The 5275-nt window shown below is 36.7% G+C and carries 3 protein-coding genes; all 3 read left to right on the forward strand.

Annotation, left to right across the window (positions count from 1 at the left end):
* Positions 1-688: 688 nt before the first annotated feature.
* The 3 genes from H0V01_10745 to H0V01_10755 are packed head-to-tail and all read left to right on the forward strand — an operon-like array spanning position 689 to position 4882.
* Positions 689-2854 carry a TonB-dependent receptor gene (locus H0V01_10745; protein MBA2583847.1) on the forward strand — a complete coding sequence of 722 codons (2166 nt, stop codon included), beginning with the start codon at positions 689-691 and terminating at the stop codon, positions 2852-2854.
* Positions 2854-3447 carry a YfiR family protein gene (locus H0V01_10750; GenBank protein MBA2583848.1) on the forward strand — a complete coding sequence of 198 codons (594 nt, stop codon included), beginning with the start codon at positions 2854-2856 and terminating at the stop codon, positions 3445-3447. The genes H0V01_10745 and H0V01_10750 overlap by 1 nt, the downstream gene beginning before the upstream one ends.
* Position 3448: 1 nt before the next feature.
* A complete protein-coding gene (locus tag H0V01_10755; GenBank protein ID MBA2583849.1) occupies positions 3449-4882 on the forward strand; it encodes a HAMP domain-containing protein in 1434 nt (477 codons plus the stop codon).
* Positions 4883-5275 lie beyond the last annotated feature (393 nt).

Below are 5275 nucleotides of genomic sequence, written 5' to 3' on the forward strand. Positions count from 1 at the left end.
CAAATTCGGTAAAGCATAAATTTGATATAGAAAAAGTCATTTCCCAGGATTTCCGGACTGATATTCTTCAGGAAAACTATTTTGTCATAGAATCTTTTGCACAGCTTAAAAATTCTGTAAAAGACATTGAGAAGGAAATACTGAGAAAAGGAAAGACGGAGCCCCGAAAATAAACGATTTTTACATCTTATTCCACTGAATAACAGACCTACTGGCATCAAAAAAGGGAAAGCTTTTCAGCTTTCCCTTTTTTGTGCACGACATAATGTCAAACCCTTTCGAGAAAGATTAAAGGAGTTGTTTCAGCTTTAGGAAGTATTTTGTGACATTAAAGTAAAGGACATAGGTGCAAGTCCTTTTTTTCTGGAAATTCATGTTGGGTGCGTTGTAACTTTCGCTATCATAAAGCCTCCAATCTGTTGTCCAGGGCCCTTCCGACATAATTCTTTCTCAGAAACCTTATCATTAAGTGGAACGATTACGGCTTCTGTTCCCTCACCGACTTCAGTGAATCATGTCTTTGAGCAGGATAACTATCAAAAACTGAATAACTTTCCCCTCAAAACAGACAAATTTTTTTTGTACCTTCAAGATAGCTTAAAATTTCATGAAGCGATACAGAAAATCCGGTAAAGAATAAGCTTATACCGGTTAAGCAGTAATAATATTCTGATTTAAACAAAAACAAATGACAATGCGAAAAATAGCAGCAGATATTTTTTTGTTACCCATTTTATTTTTCATGGTAACTTGCTTTTTACAGGCACAAACAGATACTGTTCCGGCAGCATCCAAGCTATCTGAACTCACCCTTGAGGAATTAATGAACATGGAAGTTGTTACCGCTTCCGGTTCTGAACAAAAAATAACTGAAGCCCCCGCTACAATGCTCGTGGTTACTTCGCGTCAGATTAGCGAGAGAGGGTATGAACAACTAAGCGATGTGCTACGCGATCTTCCAGGGGTTGATTTAATACATACTTACGGACGGGCCCCAACTTTTATTACTTTCCGAGGTATGTATGGCGATGAAAACAAAAGAGTACTATTGATGATTGATGGAATTGTAGAGAACAGTATTATGGGTGGTTATGAAATGGCAGGGCCTGCTTATAGCCTGTTTAATGTTGACCGTATAGAAATAATGTGGGGCCCTGGCTCGGCACTTTATGGCGCCAATGCGTTTAGTGCTGTGATTAACATTATTACCAAAAAAGGGGCAGAAATAAATGGAATCCATTATCAGAAGGGTTATGGTAGTTTTAATACCCAAACTGAAAATGTAATGTTCGGGTTAACAAAATCAGGCCCGCCAGAAGGAGCAATCATAGATTTAGCTGTTTCAGCTTCATTATACAATACAGACGGCCCACGTTTTACCAATAGGCACCCCCGCTATTCCAACTCCTATGTTGACAATGCCTGGTCGTTTAATGGAAATGTTACCCATACTATTAAAAAATTTAAAACAACTTTGGGCGGACGTATTTATCAAACTCCAAGTGGCTGGGGAACAATAACCGCCTCGCCCACTATGCTTATAGGACTTCCTTCGCAAGGAATGGGAAATACCGGAAATGGTGGCACAATGCAAGCCATTTTTAATGGAGAAAGGCCATCCCTTTTTGAAAGTTTCGCACGAACCGCTTTCTTGAGAAGCCAGTTTACCCCCAACTCAAAAATCACCCTCCTAGTTGAAGGGCAATACAGAAAAACAGGATCGGAGGAAAATTCATATATATATAGCAATTTGCCTGAGACGGGATACCTGAGCAGAAATCCCCTAACATATTTTGCCAATCGCATCAGGGCTGATGTTTCTGCCACTTTTGCAATTACGGAACAACAAAGATTTTCCGCAGGTATCCTTTACTTCCAGGACAACCTGGAACGTGGGGTAAGAGGGTTTGTTCCTGATACCTTGTTTGATACCATTCAAAATATACCTGTAACCAATGTTTATGCAACATTTAAGCCCAGGGAATTCACAATACAGAATAACATCGGGGTATTTATGCAATACATTTTGAAAACAACTTTACTCAATAAAACAAACTTTACAGCAGGATGGCGAATTGACAACAACAGCATCTACGGCAACACACTTAATCCGAGGGCAGGAATTATCAACCAGCCAAATGAAAAACTTACTTTCAAAGTGCTGGCTGGATCTGCATTTCGTGGGCCCAGCAACTTTGAGCTATATACTGTGGTGGGAGGGAGCATAGCCAATCCGGACTTGATTCCTGAAAAAATTCAGACCTATGAACTGAATATTATTTATTACCCTATAAAAATTTTAATGGTTCAGGGTAATTTGTTCCAGAACCACCTTAAAGATATAATTGTCCAGGATGTGCCGATTGGAGGTGGCAGGAGCCAGATCCTGAATATTGGCACAGCCACCACTAGAGGGCTGGAAGCCAAGTTTGAAATTATTCCTTCAAATTCATTTTCAGCATTCGTGAACTATACTTTGCAGGAAGGGAAACAAGATGATGGAAACATGGAAAATGAAATACCCAACATTGCAAGGGCAAGGGCAAATATTGGTATTTCAATGTTACTGTCAGATCTTGTAAACATCAGCCTGATTGCAAACTGGGTGGGAGCCCGTTCTGTGGCTGAAACCAATCCCCTTAATAAAGTAAATGGGTATTTCATTCCTAATCTTGTAATCACCACAAACAAAATATTTGATAATCGTGTAAGCGCAAGTTTAAACATAGAGAACCTTTTTAATCAAACTTACTATGATCCCGGAATAAGGGCGGCAAATGGAAATTTCTATGGGACAGTGCATGAACAACTTGGAATAAACGGGTTCTTTAAAATTTTGTTGAGGATTTTTTAATGAAAAAGATAGGGAGGTATATCAGTTCTGCTGTTCATGTATTTAAGATGCGCAAGGTATGCCAGTTAATCTTTTGTTCATGCCTGTTCAATTCTTTTCTTTTTATTTTGATCACTGGCTTTGCTGTTAAACCTCAATCGGAAGCGGAAGAATACAATTTAAAAGCAGCCTTTATTTATAATTTCACCATGTATATTGAGTGGAGTGGTTTTATTGCGGAAGAGGAATTTATTATAGGTATAATTGGAAACTCACAAATTAATGAACCCCTTGCCCAAATTGCCCGCACAAAAACTGTAAATGGTAAAAAAATAATTATCCAGAATTTCGACAACCCGGAAGAAATAATTTTTTGCCACATACTTTTTATTTCGCGCGATACCACATTTCCACTTAAAACTATCCTTGCAAGGGCAAATTTTAATGGAACACTAATTGTAAGTGAAAAAAGAGGATTTGCAGAACAAGGGACAGCAATTAATTTTGTTATAGACAATGATAAAGTGAAATTTGAGGCAAATACAAAAGCAATAAGATCAGCAGGTTTAACTGCCAGTTCCCAATTGTTGAAATTGGCCCGAATAGTTGAATAAAATGGAAGCGTTTAAAAACATATCTATAAGAAACAAGCTGATTGTAATTCAGTTGGCAACTGCATTTATAGCTGTGCTGATTTGTTCTGTAATTTTTGTCATTATCACCATAAATACATTTAAGGAAGCTGAAATAAAAAACAAATATTCACTTGCTGAAATTGTGGGTGTTAATGCAGCCCCTACACTTCTTTTTGATGACAATTCTGCTGCAAATCAAATTCTTGAGGAATTAAAAAGCAACCCTTCCATTCTGAACGCAATTATACTTGATAAGACAGGAAAAGAATTTGCCAAATATTCCAAAGAGGGCGAAGAAGATTTTTCTTTTTCAAATCTTGATAAAAAAGACATTACAGCAAAAAGGCTTATCGGCAATGAATTTATTGTGAGGTATAAAATTTTCCATGAAAAAGAGTTCCTTGGTTCAGTAATTTTAAAATCAAAAATGGCCGATCTTAATAATATTATTTATAACTATATAAAAGTTGCTGCCTTCGTTTTATTTACCGGACTAATTGTTGCCCTGTTAATTTCAGTATTTCTCCAACGCTTGTTATCAAATCGCTTGTTATCACTAGTAAAAAAAACCAAGGAAATAACAGAAACTGGCGATTATTCCAGTATGATTTTATTTGAAGGGAAGGACGAGATAGCGGTTTTGTCGAGGGCGATTAATAAAATGCTAGGGCAAATAGAAAAAACACAAGACAACCTTAAAGAAGCAAACATACACCTGGAAGAACTTAACTTACATAAGGAGAAGACACTTTCTGTACTTTCGCATGATTTAAGAAGCCCCTTAAACTCCATTATCGGAACCTCTGAACTGCTAAAGGCAAATTTCGATAATATGAACAGGGCTGATTTACAACAAATGCTCATTTTGATTCATAAATCATCGAAACGCTTGTCAGATATGCTGAACAATTTAGTGGAATGGGCAAGAATAAAATTTGCATCTGAAATATTTTCTCCCGAAAAAATTCAAATTTGCATGGTGGTGAAAGATGTTTTTGATATGCTTAGTGAAAATGCCCTCGGAAAAGGAATCAGCCTGCAAAATAAAATCATTGAAAATGTTTTTGTTTGGGCTGATGGAAAAATGTTACACTCTATTCTTCAAAATTTAATTTCAAATGCGATTAAATTTACTCCCGAGGGAGGTAAAATTACTGCAACATCCGAAACAAGAAACAATGAATCTGTCATCAGGATAATTGACACGGGCCATGGCATGTCAAAAGAAGCGCAGGAAAAACTTTTCACACCACAGGTTGATTCCCTCTCGGCAAGTAGACAAGAAAAAGAAGGTGCCGGAATAGGGTTGTTAATAGTAAAGGGCTTTGTTGAAAAAAATAGCGGTAAAATTTGGGTGGAAAGTGAGCAAGGAAAAGGCACTTCAATGATTTTCACACTTCCTTTGACACATTAGTAAATCAGGAGAATAATAAGAGTCAATGGTTATAAAAGCTTACATAGACACATGATGTTTTCCGGAAATCTCATGGAATTATTGTGGCTTGGGCATTGGTAAGTTTTTATAGGTTCTGCCATTTAAGAGCTGTTAAATTAAAAACTGAAAAAGTTATTCTTTACATGAGCCCCTCATTAATTGAGGCAAATAATTCTTTATATAAAGAGAGGCTTCTATTATGTGGAAAATGATAAAAGTAATTTTTATAAAAAGCCCACTATAAAAATGGAGGCCACTGAAAAAGTCTTTTTAAGAATTAAATGTTAATAAAAGGGAGTAGAAACGCAAGTTTATCTACTCCCTTTTTTGTATTTTGTATCAGATTCAAAAGCCTAATATACATGCTGGTAC

The sequence above is a fragment of the Bacteroidota bacterium genome (assembly GCA_013696965.1).
Classification (GTDB): domain Bacteria; phylum Bacteroidota; class Bacteroidia; order JACCXN01; family JACCXN01; genus JACCXN01.

What these genes read in the sequence shown, in the direction of transcription:
- H0V01_10745 (MBA2583847.1), top strand. Translation starts at nt 689, where the DNA reads ATGACAATGCGAAAAATAGCAGCAGATATTTTTTTGTTACCCATTTTA.
- H0V01_10755 (MBA2583849.1), top strand. Translation starts at nt 3,449, where the DNA reads ATGGAAGCGTTTAAAAACATATCTATAAGAAACAAGCTGATTGTAATT.
- H0V01_10750 (MBA2583848.1), top strand. Translation starts at nt 2,854, where the DNA reads ATGAAAAAGATAGGGAGGTATATCAGTTCTGCTGTTCATGTATTTAAG.